Source organism: Mesorhizobium sp. M9A.F.Ca.ET.002.03.1.2 (assembly GCF_003952365.1).
Lineage (GTDB): Bacteria > Pseudomonadota > Alphaproteobacteria > Rhizobiales > Rhizobiaceae > Mesorhizobium.
Genome location: NZ_CP034443.1, coordinates 1,438,693 through 1,454,919 on the forward strand (window position 1 = coordinate 1,438,693; position 16,227 = coordinate 1,454,919).

The following is a 16,227-nucleotide window of genomic DNA, read 5'->3' on the forward strand; positions in this document are numbered from 1 at the left end:
CGTTCCCGAGGCGTTTTCCGACCTACTCGTCCTTGAGGCGGCGCCAGGGAGAATTGTGATCCGGTCCGCGCCGGTAATCGTCGTCGCGCGAATAGTCGCCGTCGTCGAGATCGATGATCTTGTCGCGCGGCCTCGCCCGGAACCCGCCAGTGCTGAAATCGGTCGCCAGCACGATGCGGCCTTTCAACAGGCGCCAGGCAAGGTCGCGGACCGGCGGCAGGAACAGCAGAATGCCGAAAATATCTGTTATGAAGCCCGGAATGATGAGCAGGATCGCTGCCAGCACGATCATGGCGCCATGCGCGAGCTGGCGGCTAGGATCGCGTCCGGCGTCCATTTCGGCACGCACCCGGGTCATGACGCCGAAACCCTGGTGCCGCAACAATAGCGCACCGGCTATGCTCGAAGCCAGCACCAAGCCAACCGTCGCCAGTGCGCCGACCTGGCGGCCGACAATGACGAAACCGGCGATCTCCAGAAGCGGAAGCGCGATGATGAACAGGGGAAGCAGCGAAATACGCAAATCTTGACCGATCGTTTCCATGTTTTGCCGGCCGGCGAGCAATCGCCGCTGGCACTGGACCTTTTAGATAGGTATGCCTGCCTTTGATTTGAATGATTGCAGCTTGCGTTCTATATGCTTTGAATGTTGAACGCTATGCGACCGCGGCTATTTGCCAGCAGGGCGGTCCGGCCGGAGTAGGGATTGATTGGCGGAAGATATGGGATTCTTCGACTTCGGCACGATTTTCTTTCTGGTTGCGGCGGTTGTGATCTTTTTCCAGCTGCGCAATGTGCTCGGCCGCCGCACCGGCAGCGAACGTCCGCCCTTCGATCCCTATACGGCGGGCCGGACGCGCGAGGACGCTGCCCAGAAATCCGAGAACGTCGTCTCGCTGCCGCGCAAGCGAGCGCCGGGAGAGCCGGCAGTTGACGCCTACGCGGCGATCGACGCCTTCGCCAAGCCTGACACGGATCTCAACAAGGGCCTGCGCACGATCAAGGACAATGATCCGGCATTCGACCCGAAGACCTTCGTCGACGGCGCCAAGATGGCCTATGAGATGATCGTCATGGCCTATGCCGATGGCGACCGCAAGACGCTGAAGAACCTGTTGTCGCGCGAGGTCTATGACGGCTTTGTCGCGGCCATTGGCGACCGCGAGGCGAAATCGGAAAAGATCCAGTCTTCCTTCGTCGGCATCGACAAGGCCGACATCGTTTCCGCCGAGATGAAGGGCGGCGAGGCGCATATCACGCTGCGCATCGTCAGCGAACTGATTTCGGCGACGCGCGACAAGGCCGGCGCCGTCATTGACGGCGATCCTGAAACCGTCGCCGAGGTCAAGGACGTCTGGACCTTTGCCCGCGACACGCGCTCGCGCGACCCGAACTGGAAGCTCGTCGCCACCGAAGAAGAAGACTGAACTGGACGGCGGCGAGGCCTGTCGTGTCGCTTTCTCAGGCGTTCAGTGAAAAGTCCTTTGGCGATCTGCCCGGTTGGGATGAGGATGACCATCTCCCTGCCTTCGCCGCCTTTCGCCGCTCGGCCCTTTATGTGCTGACCAAGCCCTATCGTTCCGGCGGGCTCGGTATCGACTTCAACGCCTTCACCGAGGCTTACGCTGCAGCCCGCACCGTTTCGCCAACGGACCGGGCGCAAGCCCGCGCCTTCTTCGAGCGTCATTTCGTCCCGGCACACATAAGGCCGGAAAACGGAGGCGCCGGCCTCGTCACCGGCTTCTATGAACCCGTGGTCGATGCTTCACCGGTGCGAACCGAACGATTTACAGTGCCGCTGCTGTCGCGCCCGGCCGATCTCGTCGACATCGACGACGCCAATCGGCCGCCCGGCCTGGATCCCTATCTCGCCTTCGGCCGGGAAACACCGGGCGGACCGGTCGAGTATTTCGACCGTGGCGAGATCGAGCGCGGCGCGCTCGCTGGCAAGACTGTAGCCGGCAAGCGCCTGGAAATCGCCTGGCTCGCCGACAAGGTCGACGCCTTCTTCATCCACGTCCAGGGTGCAGCTAGGCTCACCATGACCGACGGCCGGCTTTGCCGCGTCACCTATGCCGCCAAATCCGGCCAGCGTTTCACTGGGCCGGGCCGGATCCTGAGTGAAACAGGCGAGATCCCGCTAGAGAAGGTGACCATGCAGTCGATTCGCGCCTGGTTCAAGGCGCATCCGGATCGCATCGACGAGATCCTATGGCGCAACCGCTCGTATATTTTCTTCCGTGAGGTGGTGGTCGACGATCCGGAACTTGGCCCGATCGCTGCCGCCAAGGTGCCGCTGACGCCGGGCCGCTCCATCGCTGTCGATCGTCTGCTCCATACATTCGGCACGCCGCTCTACATCGATGGGCCGTCGCTGACCGCTTTCGACAGAAAGCCATTCCGTCGGCTGATGATCGCACAGGATACCGGCTCGGCCATCACCGGGCCGGCCCGCGGCGACCTGTTCGCCGGAACGGGAAACGCGGCCGGCGAGATCGCCGGGGTCGTCCGCAACCCCGCCGATTTCTATGCGCTGATACCGCGTCCGCTTGTTTCGGGAGCGGGGCGATGACCCGGCGCATCGACAGGCTGAGTGAGGACGACCGGGTCCTGTGGAACCTGGTGGCGCGCACGGCCAAGCCGCTGAAGGGCAGGACCGCCATTGGTAGTCGGGACATCGGCCCGGATGTCGGTGACGAGACCAAGCCACCGCCGCGTGTCCAGGCTATGGCTCCTGCTGCGGCGGCAAAGGCAAAGACGCAACATGTTTCGCATGCGCTTGACGAACCGACGCTGGAAAAGCTGTCGAAGGGCCGGCTGCCGATAGAAGGCCGCGTCGACCTGCACGGCCTGACCCAGGACGAAGCCTATTCGCTGCTGTTTTCCTTCCTGCACCGGGCGCATGCCGGCGGCATCCGCTACGTGCTGGTCATCACTGGCAAGGGCTCGTCGTCGGGCGGCGACGGCGTCTTGCGGCGCGCCGTGCCGGCCTGGCTGTCGACACCCGCATTCAGGCCGCTCGTCTCCAGCCACGACCATGCCGCTCGCAACCATGGCGGCTCGGGCGCGCTCTACGTCCGCCTGCGGCGCGCGCGCCCATAAGGATGCGCCCATGAGGATGCGCTTGTGACCCCGTTCGGTGAAAAACTTCGCGCACTGCGAAGTGAACGTGGCGTCAGTCAGAAAGCCATGGCCGAGGCGATCGGCGTCAGCGCCGCCTACCTATCGGCGCTGGAGCATGGCCGCCGTGGCGCGCCGACCTGGACGTTGATCCAGAAGATCATCGGCTATTTCAACGTCATATGGGACGATGCGGAAGAGCTCGCGCGGCTAGCCGAGGCCTCGCACCCGAGGGTAAAGCTCGACACGTCGGGCCTCACCCCAGCCGCCACCGAGCTCGCCAATCTTCTGGCCGAAAACATCGAAAAACTCGACGAAACGGAGCTTCGCCGCATCACCGCATCGATCCGCGCTGCGCTCGGCAAATAGCGGGGCGCCGGCGGGACAGTTCCCCTCTGCCCTGCTCGCCAGAAACTCTACTGGACCGCGCCGACCAGAACCTGCTGGCCGTCGCGGATCGAGACCCACCGGCCGGTATTGTCGGTCGCCTGCCGCTTGAGGAAGCGGTATCCGGTCCGGTCCCATGAGCGGACCTTTTCGTTCAGATTGTCGAGGACGTAGTCGCCTCTGCTTGTGCGCACCGTCAGCACTGCATGGCCCTCGCCGTCGGGCTTGCGCACGACGGTCATCAGAAGATTGGCGTAGGACACGCCCATGCGGTTCAATTCGCGGCGCTTTTCCAGGACATAATCCTCACAGTCGCCAATGCCCTTGACGGGATAGGCCCAGACCTCGTCCCTGCCGTAAATGTCATAGTCGCTCATCGCCTTGACCGTGGCATTGACCTTGGCGTTGACACTGAGCAACTTGCGCCACAGCGCGCCGGTCATGGTGGCGGGGGCGAGATTGCCCGGGTGGATCGAGCATTCGGCCGGGTTGGTCTTGCAGAAATCGTAATGGCCGATCGGCTGCGATGTCGGGCCGCCGGTTGCCATTGGTCCGGCCGCCGAAGCCGCCGTCGCCCAGCCTCCCGAAATCACCAGCCCGGCTACCCCGCACACGCGCAGCTTTCGCGCCAACATTGAGGAAATCATTGTCCCCGCTCACCCTTGTTTTTTATTAACGAAAGGTTAAAGGCGATCTGCAGCCCGTGTCAATTATGCAAAGGGCCAGATTTGCGACATGGTTACCCGGACGGCCGGGAAAGCGGCTATTGTGCAACAGATCGACTGGACGGGCACAAACCCCCTACTTTTTGGCGGTGCGGACCAGCTTGGGCTTCACCGCAACGCGGGTCAGGCGGCCATAGCTGGTGATGAAGTCGACGATGCGCGGCACGATTTCGGAGCGGAAGCGCGAGCCGTTGAAGACGCCGTAATGGCCGACCGCAGGCTGCATATAGTGGGCGTGCCTGTCCGCGGGGATATTGACGCACAAATCGTGTGCGGCCTGGGTCTGGCCGAGGCCGGAAATGTCGTCGTTCTCGCCCTCGACCGTGAACAGGGCAACATTGCGGATCGCCGAGGGGTCGATGAGTACGCCGCGATGCATCATCTCGCCCTTGGGCAAGGCGTGGCGGACAAACACGGTGTCGACCGTCTGCAGGTAAAACTCCGCCGTCAGATCCATCACCGCCAGATATTCGTCGTAGAAGTCGCGGTGCTTCTCGGCACTGTCGCCATCATGCTTCACCAGATGCATGAAGAAGTCCTTGTGGGCGATGATGTGGCGGTCGAGATTCATGCTCATGAAACCGGAAAGCTGCAGGAAGCCGGGATAGACCTCGCGGCCGAAACCCGGCACCGGCCAGGGCGCCTGCATGATGACGTTGTCGCGGAACCAGTCGATGCCCTTTTCCTCGGCCAGAAGATTGACCGCAGTCGGATTGCGGCGGGTGTCGATCGGCCCGCCCATCAGCGTCATCGTCGAGGGAACGAACGGATCGCCTCGCGTTTCCATCAGCGCCACCGCCGCCAGCACCGGCACCGAGGGCTGGCACACCGCCATGACATGGGTGTCGGGGCCTAGCGCATGCAGCATATCGACAATGTAGTCGATATAGTCGTCGAGGTCGAAGCTGCCCTCGCTGAGCGGCACCATGCGGGCATCGACCCAGTCGGTGATGTGCACATCGGCATGGGGCAGCATCGCCTCGACCGTGCCGCGCAACAGCGTCGCGTAGTGGCCGGACATCGGCGCCACGATCAGCAGCTTCGGATCAGGCCGGCGGCCGGCGGGAACGGCCCGCTCGAAACGGAGCAGATTGCAGAAGGGCCGCGACCACACCGTCTTTTCGGTGACATCGACGCTTTTCCAGTCGACCACGGTCTTCGTCAGGCCGAATGGCGGCTTGCTGTAGCGGCGCGTCATGCGCTCGAACAATTCGGCCGTTGCCGCGACGGAGCGGCCCCAGGGCGTGTGCGCAAACGGATTGAGCGGATTGTTGTAAAACATCCGCGTCGCGTCGGCATAGAGCCGTGCCGGCTGCAAGGCGGCGTGGTTCAATTCGTAGAATTGGTAGAACATCGAGAACCCCGCTGCTGCGACCGAAGGGACGACGGGCAGCGCCGTGCCCTGGATGTCACGCGGAAACGTTAACAACAAATTGCTGCGATGCAATACGTCAAGTAAACTGATTTATGCTTATCCTTTCGTCCAAGGCGTTGAAAATTCGCTTTGAACAGCGCGAGCCGGCTCAGTGTGCAGCTGCGAATGGTGCCGGGACGGGCGGGCAATCGCTTCGGTCTGAAGCGATTGCCATGTGAAGACAGGTCGTGTCCGGCCACAGCCGGACACGAGACAGGTCAGATGCGGGCCGTGCACACCGAAGTATGGCCCGAGCTGATGAAGCCGAGCCGCCTGGCGGCGCCCTTCGACAGGTCGATCACGCGCCCCCTGATGAACGGGCCGCGGTCGTTGATGCGCACGACGACGCTGCGGCCGTTGTTGCGGTTGGTCACCTTCAACTTGGTGCCGAAAGGCAAGGTGCGGTGCGCTGCGGTCAATGCCGACGGGTTCATGCGCTCGCCGGAAGCGGTCTTCGAGTGCAGCGCGTACCAGGAGGCCCGGCCGCATTGAGCGGCGGCAGGGGAGGCGGATGCGCCGACCATCAGGCCAGCCGCGATCGCCACCGCGACAAGCGCGGTCTGGTTTGGTTTCTTCATCTGCGGGGAAATGGCTCCGTTTGACAGACCCCAGCCGTTACGGACCGAATGTGGCACGAAATGCGGCAACCATCGGGCGGTTCCATGACTACAGTACACGTTTGGAGTCGGCGGGAAACAGTTTGTCAGGAATGTTGGGACCATGCCGAGGTATCTGTGGTGGCCTTCGCACCAACATCGGGTGTTTCCGGCAAGATCTGGCCTTACTATCCAAGTAGATGCGAGGGCGCTCGATACGCTTCCTTGCGCTTTGTCATCGCGGCCATGGCGCAACTGACGATCGACTTGGGGAGGAATTCCGACGATGCGATTGATCAAGAATCTGCTGGCGTTGATTGTGCTCGCCATCGGTGCACTCTGGTCGCTGCAAGGCGTCGGCCTTGTCGGTGGCAGCTTCATGACCGGCCAGCCGCAATGGCTCTATATCGGTATCGTCACCGCGCTGGTCGGCCTGGCGGGACTGGTCTGGGCGAACCGCGCGCACTGACATTCACATTGCAATAAAGCGCTGATCCGGCGGGTACCGCGCCGGTGCTTCACCGCATTTTCGGGCGGCCGGCGAATGCGCAGGCCGGCTGCCGACAAGCATTTCTCGTTTTGCGTCCTTCTTCGGCAAAATCATGCTGCGGATGGCCGAGGATTTGAAAATTGGTCCCTGTATTCGAAGTTAAGTATAGTAGTCTTATCGACATTACAGAAATTGGAGAGGACGATGAGCGCTCCATATCGCGGCGATCGCCCGCAGCATCCATCGGCCTTCAATATCGAGCGCGCTGGCTGCTCGGATGTCCCTCAAGGGCGTCCGTCAAAAGGGCCGCAGCGGCTTGAAAACGAAGCAAAATCAACGATACCCGGCTTGTATATCATGTCACTAGAATTTATGTGTTATGTAAGCTTGGACGCGGTGGGGACGCATGCCAGGCGTTTCGCAACCGGTGCCCCTGCACCATCGCATGACAGAGAAACGTTCGGTCTATGCTCACGAAAAAGGGCAAATACGGCCTCAAGGCGCTTGTACATCTCGCCCGGCTGCCGGTTGGACAGCTCGCCTTCGTTGGCGATATCGCCACTGGAAACAACATTCCGAAGAAATTCCTGGATGCCATTCTGGGCGAATTGCGCAACGCGGGTTTCGTCCAGAGCCGCAAGGGCAAGGAGGGCGGCTATCGCTTGGCGCGGCCGGCCGACGAGATCAAGGTCGGCCACGTCGTGCGCGTGCTCGACGGGCCGCTCGCCCCCATTCCCTGCGCCAGCCGCACCCGGTATCAGCGCTGCGAAGACTGCAACGAGGCGACATGCCAAGTCCGACATCTGATGCTGGAGGTCCGGCAAGCGATCGCCGAGGTGCTGGATCAGCGCAGCCTTGCCGAGATGCGCGATATCGTCAGCGGCGACGACTTTTCAGTTGCGTTGAAGATCCAGGCCTGAGCCAACAACCCCTGAGCCGGCAACGGTCGGCGAAGCGGCCAAGGCAGCGGGTGCGCACATGACCGGACGCGCAAATTCGATCATCCCGAATTCGATCATCATTGTCGGCGGCGGCGCCAGCGGTGTCGTCCTTGCCGCGCATCTGTTGAAATCGCCCAATCCCGATCTCCGCGTCACGCTGATCGAGAAGCGTCCGCATTTCGGACAGGGCATCGCCTATTCTACGCTGCTGTCGGCGCATGTGCTGAATGTCAGCGCGGCCGGTATGAGCGCTTATGCCGACGACCCCGGCAATTTCTGGCGCTGGCTGCTTGAACGCGGTCTGGCACCCCCCGAGCAGGCGCCCGTCTACGCGCCGCGCAGCGTCTATGCCCGTTACCTGAAGGAACTGCTGGACGAACTCGAGGCCCGCGAAACAGGACGCCTGCGTCTGATCCGCGAGGAGAGCCTGTCGATCTCGCCGACCGCGTCCGGGGTAGAGGTGGCGCTGGCGAACGGCACCAGCATCGTCGCCCATCTTGCCGTGCTGGCGACCGGACATGACGAGGAACCGGGCGCCGGCCAGGGCCATACGATCAGGATGGGATCGGAGGCCGACACCGCGCTGGACCCCGAAGCCCGAGTCCTGGTCCTGGGCACCGGCTTGAGCATGGTCGATGCCTTCCTGTCGCTCGAACAGCGCGGTCATCGCGGCGAGATTGTCGCCTTGTCGCGGCGCGGCCTGTTGCCTTCGCCGCATCGCAAGGGCAACCCGATCAAGCTTGACGTCGCCGACATTCCGCTTGGCACCCAGCTTTCCTATTTTGTCGGCTGGTTCCGCGACCTGATCCGGGAAAACCAGAGGGCCGGCATCGACTGGCGCGACGTCGTCGACGGTCTCCGGCCGTTCAACCAGAAGATCTGGCAAAACTGGCCGTCTTCCGCCAAGCGCCGCTTTGTCGAGCACACCAAGGCGTGGTGGGATATCCACCGCCATCGCATGGCGCCACAGGTCTATGGCCGCGTCACCGAGGCCGTCCGATCCGGTCGTATCCGCCTTGTAGCCGGGCGTGTCGTCAACATTGCCGCGGGCGACAAATTCGTGGTTGAGGTCCAGTCGCGCCACACTCAGCGTCTCGAAACCTTCGACATCGCCCGCATCTACGATTGCACCGGCATCGTCAGGGACATCTCGACAACCTCGAACAGTGTGGTGAGGTCGCTGGTCGATCGCGGGCTGGCCCGGCCGGATCCGCTGCGCCTTGGCCTCGACGTCACCGCGAACTGCGAGCTCATCGCCAGCGACGGCACCGTATCAGCCAAGATCCTCGCGGTCGGGCCGCTGACGCGGGGCACCTTCTTCGAGATCGACGCCATTCCCGACATTCGCGTCCAGTGCGCCAGGCTGAGCAAGCAATTGCTGGGTTAACGCCCTGGGCGGCCACAATCTGGAATCGCTTTCCTCGTCTGGCCATTGGATTGGGACGATCTATCTTCTTTCAGACTGCAAACGGCTGGAAAAGACGATAGGCTGGCCACCCACGGACGGTTGCTCGCCTTTTGACCATGGAGCATCTGATATGAGCGAGCACAAGACCGCCGCACCCGACAGTGCCCCCTCGGATAGGGCCCCTCGGACAGCGCAATGTCCCGCTTGCGTCCGCCCTATGCATCGGTCCTCGACCTGATCGGGCAGACGCCGGTCGTCGAGCTGACCAAATTCGATATCGGCAAGTGCCGGCTGTTCATCAAGCTCGAAAGCCAGAATCCCGGCGGTTCGATCAAGGACCGCATCGCGCTGTCGATGATCGCCGCCGCCGAAAAACAGGGCAAGCTGAAGCGCGGCGGCACCATCGTCGAGGCGACCGCCGGCAACACCGGTCTCGGCCTCGCCCAGGTCGGCATCCCCAAGGGCTACCGCATCATCCTTGTCGTGCCCGACAAGATGTCGCGCGAAAAAATCCAGCATCTGCGCGCGCTTGGCGCGGAAGTCCGCATGACCCGTTCCGACGTCGGCAAGGGTCACGCGGAATACTATCAGGACATGGCCGAAAAGATCGCCGCCGAATTGCCTGGCGCCTTCTACGCCAACCAGTTCGCCAATCCGGCCAATCCGCTGGCCCACGAAACCACGACCGGGCCGGAAATCTTTCAACAGCTCGAAGGCGACGTCGATGCGGTGGTCGTCGGTGTCGGCTCCGGCGGCACGCTGACCGGGCTTGGCCGCTACTTCGCCAAAGTCTCGCCGAAGACCGAGATGATTCTCGCCGATCCGGTCGGCTCGGTGCTCGCGCCGCTGATCAAGACCGGCAAGATGATAGAGGCCGGAAGCTGGACCGTGGAAGGCATCGGCGAGGATTTCGTCCCACCCAATGCCGATCTGTCGCTGGTCAAGAAGGCCTACTCCATCCCCGACAAGCAGAGCATGTTGGCGGTGCGCGACCTGCTGTCGAGGGAAGGCATCCTCGCCGGCTCGTCGTCCGGCACGCTGCTTTCGACAGCCCTACGCTTTTGCCGCGAGCAGACCGTGCCGAAACGGGTCGTCACCTTCGTCTGCGACAGCGGCAACAAATACCTGTCGAAAGTGTTCGACGACTTCTGGTTGGCCGAGCAAGGCTTGGCCGAGCAGGAGCAGCATGGCGATCTGCGCGATCTGGTGATGCGCTCGCACCGCACCGGCGACACCGTGTTTGTCGGCCCCGACGAAAGCCTGCTCAACGCCTATGGCCGCATGCGCCGTTCGGACGTTTCGCAACTGCCGGTGCTGGATGAGGGCAGACTGGTCGGCATCGTCGACGAAAGCGATATCCTCGCCCATGTCGAAGGCCCCTATGACAGCCGCTGGGACCGCTTCAAGGCCCCCGTGCGCACGGCGATGACCTCCACCCTGCACACGCTGCAGGCCAGCCAGACGCTGGATGCGCTGCTGCCAGTGTTCGACCGCAACGAGGTCGCCATCGTCTTCGACGGCGAGGAATTCATCGGCCTGATAACCCGCATCGACCTGATCAACCATCTGAGGCGCCGCGCACGATGACCATCAAAGCAACCGTATCGGGCAGGAACCGTCTGGCCTTCTCGACGCGCACCATCCATGGCGGCCAGAGCCACGACCCGACGACCGGCGCGGTGATGGTGCCGATCTATGCCACTTCGACCTACGGGCAGCAGAGCCCGGGCGTGCACAAGGGCTTCGAATATGCGCGCAGCCAGAACCCGACCCGCTTTGCCTTCGAGCGGGCGGTGGCCGATCTCGAAAGCGGCGCAGCCGCCTTCGCCTTCGCTTCTGGGCTGGCGGCGATCGCCACCATTTTCGAACTGCTCGATTCCGGCGCGCATGTTGTCGCCACCGACGACATCTATGGCGGCACCTTCCGCCTGCTCGAGCGGGTGCGCAAGCGCTCGGCCAACCTCCAGGTCGACTTCGTCGACTTCACCGATCTTGCCACGGTCGAGGCGGCGATCCGCCCGGAAACCAAACTGCTCTGGGTCGAGACGCCGACCAACCCGCTGCTACGTGTCGTCGATCTCGAAGCGGTCGCGGCACTGGCAAAGCGCAAAGGCGTGATCTCGGTGGCCGACAACACCTTCTGCAGTCCCTATCTGCAGCGGCCGCTGGAGCTCGGCATCGACATATCAGTCCACTCGACGACGAAATACCTCAATGGCCATTCCGACATGGTCGGCGGCGTCGCCGTGGTCGGCGACAACAAGGATCTGGCCGACCGGCTCAAATTCCTGCAGAACGCTGTCGGCGCCATTTCCGGGCCGTTCGACAGTTTCCTGGCGCTGCGCGGCCTCAAGACGCTTGCTCTCAGGATGGAGCGCCATTCGTCGAACGGCCAGAAGATCGCGCACTGGCTGGAACGCCGTCCCGACATCCGCCGCGTCATCTATCCCGGTCTCGCCAGCCACCCGCAGCACGCCATCGCCAGGCGGCAGATGCATGCCTTCGGCGGCATGATCACGGTCGAGCTCGACCGCGACCTTGCCGGCACCAAGCGTTTCCTCGAACACACGCAACTGTTCACGCTGGCCGAAAGCCTCGGCGGCGTCGAAAGCCTGATCGAGCACCCGGCGCTGATGACGCACGGCTCGATCCCTGTGCAAAAGCGCGCCGAAATCGGCATTTCCGATTCGCTGGTGCGCCTGTCGGCCGGGATCGAGGACGGCGATGATCTGATCGCGGATTTGGATCAGGCGTTGGCCAGTTGAGAGGGCCTGTGGTGGCGCAAACTTGAATTACGTCGGCGATAGCCGTTGACCTGCGCCGTATCTGACGGAATTGTAGCCCTCCCTGAAATTGCCGACAGGCACGGTCAAAGCATGACCATTCGCGAGCGCGCACAACCGACCCACGCCGACACCTCTCTCACCTTCGCCATCCTGGTCTTCCCCGGCTTTCCGATGATGGCGTTCAGTTCGGTCATCGAGCCGTTGCGCGCAGCCAACGTGCTGGCGAAACGGGAGTGCTATCGCTGGATCATCGTCGGCGCCGCCGAAGGGCCGGTCGAAGCCTCGAACGGTGTCGTCATCCAGCCGGGCTTTTTCGCCGGCGATGCGCCGAAGGTCGACCGCATCGTCGTCTGTTCGGGCGGCAATGCCGATCATCTTGTCGCCGAGGACGCGGTGAGCTGGATCCGCAAGAGCCTGCGCGGCGGCGCCCATATCGGCGCGGTTGCGGATGCCGCCTTCTTCCTGGCGCGGGCCGGCCTGCTCGACGGCCATGCCTGCACCTTGCACTGGACCAGCCAGGCGGCCTTCGCCGAGGCGTTTCCGGACATCGAGCTCAGGCGCGATCTCTACGTCATCGACCGCAAGCGCTTCACCTCGGCCGGCGGCGTCGGCAGCCTCGACATGATGCTGGAGATCATCACCAACGATTTCGGCGCCGAGCTTGCCGCCGGCGTCGCCGAATGGTTCGTGCACAGCCCGCTGCGCTCCAGCGTCGACCGCAAGCTGATGCCGCTGCGCTTGCGCACCGGCGTCCAGAACGAGCTGGTGCTGTCGGCCATCGCCATCATGGAGGATGCGGTGGAGGAGCGGCTCGGCATGGCGGAGCTGGCGGAAAAGCTCGGTGTCTCCTCCGACAAGCTCGAACGAAACTTCCGCTCCGAGCTCAGCATCTCGCCCAACGGCTATTACCGCCGCCTCAGGCTGCAGCGCGCCGCCGATCTCCTGGCGCATTCGACGCTGATGGTGCGCGACGTGGCGCTGGCCTGCGGTTTTGCCTCGATGTCGAGCTTTGCCCGGGCGTTTCGCGAGGAGCATGGGCATGCGCCGAAGGTGATGCGCAGGCATTAGATTTTCGGCGCAGGGAATTTAACTTATCAAGACGTCGGCGGGACAGCGCTCAGCGGCATCCAGCACAACATATGCGGCATTCCGCACAGCCTCTGCGCACGGCATGGCTCATCTTCCGGGCTTCCAGGAGGTACCCATGAGCATCGTCGTTTTTGACCCCGACAGCACCGAGGATGTCGACTTCAAGGACCGTATGCGCCACCCGGCCGCGTCCGATCCGGCCGGCGGCATGTGGCTGTCCGACACCGAGCCGTCCTTCCTCGACGCGGATGCGCTGCGCAAAGGCCGGCTGGCCAAGCTGCGCGCCTGGATGCGCGAGGCCGGCTATGGCGGCGTCGTTTTGTTCGACCCCTACAACCAGCGCTATGCCACCGGCTCGCGCAACATGTTCGGCTATTTCCTGCGCAACTCGACGCGCTATCTCTTCATCCCGGCATCGGGGCCGATTGTGCTGTTCGAATATCCGCAGAGCTACCATGTCTCGATGGTGCTCGACACGATCGACGAAGCGCGTCCGTCCAAGCTGGTGTGGTCTTCGGTGTCGGGCCGCGACGACGAGACCGCAGGCCCCTTCGCCGACGAGATCGCCGAATTGCTCAAGGCGCATGGCGGCGGCTCGATGAAGCTCGGCCTCGACCGCTGCGGCCATTTGCAGGCGCTGGCGCTGGAGAAGCGCGGCTGCGAGGTCAGGGATTGCCAGGGCGAGATACTGGCGGTGCGCGCGGTCAAGACGCCGGAAGAAGTCAAATGCCTGCAGGTGTCGATGGCCGGCGCCGAAGCGGCCGTCTATGCGGTGCGCGAGGCGATCAAGCCCGGCGTGTCCGAAAACGATCTCTTCGCCATCATGTATCACGAGGTGATCCGGCAGGGCGGTGAGTTCATCGAAACCCGCCTGCTGACCTCGGGCCAGCGCACCAACCCGTGGTTCAACGAAGCGAGCGGCCGCAAGATCAGGCCGGGCGAACTTTTGGCGCTGGATACCGATACGATCGGCTGCTACGGCTATTACTCGGATTTTTCCCGCACCTTCCGCTGCGGGCCGGGCAAGCCGACGGATTATCAGAAATCGCTCTACCGCATGGCCCACGACCAGGTTCAGCACAACATCTCGATCGTGAAGCCCGGCATGGCGTTTCGCGAGATTGCCGAGAAGGCTTGGAAGATCCCGGATCGCTTCGTCGACCAGCGCTATACGTCGGTGATGCATGGCGTCGGCATGCATGGCGAGACGCCGTTCATCGCGCACGCCATGGACTACGAGACCTATGGCCGCGACGGCCATATCGTGCCAGGCATGGTGGTCAGCGTCGAGAGCTATATCGGCGAGAAAGGCGGACGCGAGGGTGTCAAGCTCGAGGACGAGATCCTGGTCACCGAGACCGGCACCGAGCTGCTGTCGCGTTTTCCCTATGAGGACGACTTCCTTGACAGGCAGGTTTGAATGAAGAGCCCGGTCTCTATCGAGCGAGGCACGGCGGCTGCGGTCTTCGTCGACCTCCAGGAGGAGCATCGGCATGACAAGCGCTATCTGGTCGAGGGTTTTGGCGACATTCTCACCAACGCCCAGCGCCTGCAGGCAACGGCGCGGGCCAACGATGTACCGCTCTACCACTCGGCCTATATCGTCGATCTCACCAGGGAGGCGCGGCGCTTCCATCCGGTCGATGCGAGTGGCAGGTCGGCCTTCAGCGACAAGGACGATCCGCTGACGGCGATCTGTCCGGAAGTGGCGCCGGTCGCCGGCGAGATGATGCTGGTCAAGACGCAGGCCAGCGCCTTCGGTGCGGGCCCTGCTGCCGGCTGGCTCAAGGCCAAGGGGATCGAGTGGCTGGTCGTTGCCGGCGTGTGGACCGAGGCCTGTATCGACGCCACCGTCAGGGATGCGGTCTCGCTCGGTTTCCGGGTGCTGCTGGTCAAGGATGCGTGCGGCAGCGGCAGCACGGCGATGCACCAGACCGCCATCCTCAACCTTGCCAACCGGCTCTATGGCGGCGCCGTGACCACCACCGACGGCGCGTGCCGATTGATGGCAGGCGAGACGGTCGATGCATGGCAGGTCGTGGGCTCGGCGCCTTTGCGTTTCACCTATGAAAACGCGGCCCGCCTCTACGGCGAGCTCTGACGCTCGCAAGAGGGGATTTGGGGAACCGGATTGCGATGGCCACTGACGTCGATCAGCCCGCGACAACGAAGCGGGCAAAATACGCGAGGCTGATCGAGCCGGCGCTCTGGGCCTATATCGACCGGGTCAATGCATGGTTTCCGCCCGAAATGGGCCTGCCGGTCGACAAGCAGCGGGCGATCTATGACGCGATGTGCCGGGCGTTCCACGAGGGCACTCCCGCGGGTGTCGAAGCCAGCGACGGCACGGTCGCCGCCGGCGGCCATGCGATCCCGATCCGACACTACCAGCTGGCGGGCAAGGCGCCGCAAGCGACGGTCGTCTACTATCACGGCGGCGGCTTCGTGCTTGGCGGGCTCGACAGCCATGACGACATCTGCGCCGAGATCTGCGCCGGCACTGGCTTTGCAGTGCTGTCCGCCGACTACCGGCTGGCGCCCGAACATCTGCATCCGGCCGCCTTCGACGATGCACTGGCGGTGTTCGAATGGGCGGCGGCGTCAAGCGGGCTGCCGATCGTGCTGTGCGGCGAAAGCGCCGGCGGCAATCTTGCCGCCGCGGTCGCGCAAGCGGCACGTCATCATCCTCGCCACGCGGTCGGCCAGGTGCTGATCTATCCCGAGCTGGGCGGCGACAAGTGCGCCGGTTCCTATGTCGAGCACGCCGAAGCACCGCTGCTGACGTTACCCGACATCGAATTCTACCGCCAGGTCCGCTCCGGCAAGGCACAGTCGCCAGACGACCCGACCTTCTCACCGCTGCGCGACACCGATTTCTCCAGCCTGCCGCCGACGGTCGTCGTCACCGCGCAATGCGATCCGCTGTCATCGGACGGCGAGGCCTATCGCGACCGCATCCTTGCCGCCGGCGGCCGCGCCTGGTGGCACGAGGAGCCGCGCCTCGTGCACAGTTTCCTGCGCGCCCGCAAAACCGTGCCCCGGGCCGGCGAAGCGTTCACCCGCATCGTCGCCGCCATCGCCACGCTCGGCAACGGCGATTGGCCGTAGTAAGGGGACCTTCCGCTCGCGGAACAGCGCACAAGAACTGCGGAAGTCCGAACACTCCCCTGCAGCCACCCGCCCTATCATCCCTGAGGCAATGGCGCTCCGGCAATCGCATCCGCCCTCGCGTTGGCGATCGGCCGGAGCGCGTATTGGTCTTTCGTGCATG

General features: G+C 63.5%; 16 protein-coding genes and 1 pseudogene. 13 read left to right on the forward strand and 4 right to left on the reverse strand.

The window, feature by feature from the left end:
* Positions 1-22: 22 nt before the first annotated feature.
* Positions 23-523, reverse strand: coding sequence for an FxsA family protein (locus EJ066_RS07215; RefSeq protein WP_126043773.1), 501 nt, complete (start codon positions 521-523; stop codon positions 23-25).
* A gap of 199 nt (positions 524-722) precedes the next feature.
* Here EJ066_RS07215 and EJ066_RS07220 point away from each other — a divergent pair, with 199 nt between their 5' ends.
* From EJ066_RS07220 to EJ066_RS07235, 4 genes are read left to right on the forward strand one after another with little or no spacing between them, the layout of a single operon-like run.
* Entirely contained in the window at positions 723-1,427 is a 705-nt protein-coding gene (locus EJ066_RS07220) for a Tim44/TimA family putative adaptor protein (protein ID WP_126036250.1), read from the forward strand.
* Positions 1,428-1,450: 23 nt separating this feature from the next.
* Positions 1,451-2,572: a murein transglycosylase A gene (locus EJ066_RS07225; RefSeq protein ID WP_126036252.1), complete on the forward strand. Its 1,122-nt coding sequence runs from the start codon at positions 1,451-1,453 to the stop codon at positions 2,570-2,572.
* The gene (locus tag EJ066_RS07230) at positions 2,569-3,102 is read left to right on the forward strand and encodes a Smr/MutS family protein (protein WP_126036254.1); all 534 of its coding nucleotides are present in this window, start codon (positions 2,569-2,571) and stop codon (positions 3,100-3,102) included. Before EJ066_RS07225 ends, EJ066_RS07230 begins: the two co-directional genes overlap by 4 nt.
* A gap of 24 nt (positions 3,103-3,126) precedes the next feature.
* On the forward strand, positions 3,127-3,489 hold the full coding sequence (locus EJ066_RS07235; RefSeq protein ID WP_126036256.1) for a helix-turn-helix transcriptional regulator: 363 nt from the start codon (positions 3,127-3,129) through the stop codon (positions 3,487-3,489).
* Positions 3,490-3,536: 47 nt separating this feature from the next.
* Here the strand turns inward: EJ066_RS07235 and EJ066_RS07240 are convergent, their stop codons facing one another.
* The 3 genes from EJ066_RS07240 to EJ066_RS07250 form a co-directional block, all read right to left on the reverse strand.
* The gene (locus EJ066_RS07240) at positions 3,537-4,154 is read right to left on the reverse strand and encodes a transglutaminase-like cysteine peptidase (RefSeq protein WP_126036258.1); all 618 of its coding nucleotides are present in this window, start codon (positions 4,152-4,154) and stop codon (positions 3,537-3,539) included.
* Between the two features lie 154 nt (positions 4,155-4,308).
* Complete coding sequence (locus EJ066_RS07245; RefSeq protein WP_126036260.1) at positions 4,309-5,586, reverse strand: polyhydroxyalkanoate depolymerase; 1,278 nt, start codon at positions 5,584-5,586, stop codon at positions 4,309-4,311.
* Positions 5,587-5,864: 278 nt separating this feature from the next.
* The gene (locus tag EJ066_RS07250) at positions 5,865-6,224 is read right to left on the reverse strand and encodes a septal ring lytic transglycosylase RlpA family protein (protein ID WP_126036262.1); all 360 of its coding nucleotides are present in this window, start codon (positions 6,222-6,224) and stop codon (positions 5,865-5,867) included.
* 304 nt (positions 6,225-6,528) lie between these two features.
* Here EJ066_RS07250 and EJ066_RS07255 point away from each other — a divergent pair, with 304 nt between their 5' ends.
* The 9 genes and pseudogenes from EJ066_RS07255 to EJ066_RS07295 all read left to right on the forward strand — a co-directional run bounded on the left by EJ066_RS07255 (position 6,529) and on the right by EJ066_RS07295 (position 16,064).
* Positions 6,529-6,711, forward strand: a complete 183-nt coding sequence (locus EJ066_RS07255) for a hypothetical protein (protein WP_126036264.1) — start codon at positions 6,529-6,531, stop codon at positions 6,709-6,711.
* 488 nt (positions 6,712-7,199) lie between these two features.
* A complete protein-coding gene (locus EJ066_RS07260) occupies positions 7,200-7,652 on the forward strand; it encodes an Rrf2 family transcriptional regulator (RefSeq protein ID WP_126036266.1) in 453 nt (150 codons plus the stop codon).
* Between the two features lie 58 nt (positions 7,653-7,710).
* On the forward strand, positions 7,711-9,060 hold the full coding sequence (locus tag EJ066_RS07265) for an FAD/NAD(P)-binding protein (RefSeq protein ID WP_126036268.1): 1,350 nt from the start codon (positions 7,711-7,713) through the stop codon (positions 9,058-9,060).
* Positions 9,061-9,211: 151 nt separating this feature from the next.
* A pseudogene (locus tag EJ066_RS07270) lies at positions 9,212-10,668 on the forward strand (pyridoxal-phosphate dependent enzyme).
* Positions 10,665-11,846 (forward strand): PLP-dependent aspartate aminotransferase family protein, encoded by a 1,182-nt coding sequence (locus tag EJ066_RS07275; protein ID WP_126036273.1) that lies wholly within the window; start codon positions 10,665-10,667, stop codon positions 11,844-11,846. Before EJ066_RS07270 ends, EJ066_RS07275 begins: the two are co-directional and overlap by 4 nt.
* Before the next feature lie 111 nt (positions 11,847-11,957).
* Entirely contained in the window at positions 11,958-12,935 is a 978-nt protein-coding gene (locus EJ066_RS07280) for a GlxA family transcriptional regulator (RefSeq protein WP_126036275.1), read from the forward strand.
* A 136-nt stretch (positions 12,936-13,071) separates the two neighbouring features.
* Positions 13,072-14,376, forward strand: coding sequence for a Xaa-Pro peptidase family protein (locus EJ066_RS07285; RefSeq protein WP_126036277.1), 1,305 nt, complete (start codon positions 13,072-13,074; stop codon positions 14,374-14,376).
* Positions 14,377-15,057, forward strand: coding sequence for an isochorismatase family protein (locus EJ066_RS07290; RefSeq protein ID WP_126036279.1), 681 nt, complete (start codon positions 14,377-14,379; stop codon positions 15,055-15,057).
* A 35-nt stretch (positions 15,058-15,092) separates the two neighbouring features.
* Positions 15,093-16,064, forward strand: a complete 972-nt coding sequence (locus tag EJ066_RS07295; RefSeq protein ID WP_126036281.1) for an alpha/beta hydrolase — start codon at positions 15,093-15,095, stop codon at positions 16,062-16,064.
* The last annotated feature ends 163 nt before the right edge of the window (positions 16,065-16,227 follow it).